The organism is Duganella lactea (assembly GCF_009857505.1).
Lineage (GTDB): Bacteria > Pseudomonadota > Gammaproteobacteria > Burkholderiales > Burkholderiaceae_D > Rugamonas > Rugamonas lactea.
The window spans coordinates 1-282 of sequence record NZ_WWCP01000112.1 but is presented as its reverse complement, the minus strand read 5'-3'; the positions used below and the strand labels follow the sequence as shown (position 1 = coordinate 282).

1 protein-coding gene is annotated in these 282 nt (G+C 61.3%); it reads left to right on the top strand.

Going from position 1 to position 282, the window contains the following annotated elements; genetic code table 11:
- Nucleotides 1–282 (top strand): GTP-binding protein (locus tag GTP44_RS26915; protein ID WP_229257112.1); only part of this gene is annotated, 282 nt, incomplete at both ends.

Here is a 282-nt window from a genome sequence, read left to right as displayed (position 1 = left end):
CCCGCGGCATCACCATCAACACCGCGCACGTCGAGTACGAAACCGCTACCCGTCACTACGCGCACGTTGACTGCCCAGGCCACGCCGACTACATCAAAAACATGATCACCGGCGCAGCGCAGATGGATGGCGCGATCCTGGTGTGCTCCGCCGCGGACGGCCCAATGCCACAGACCCGCGAACACATCCTGCTGGCCCGTCAGGTTGGCGTGCCATACATCGTCGTGTTCCTGAACAAATGCGACCTGGTGGACGACGAAGAGCTGCTGGAACTGGTTGAAA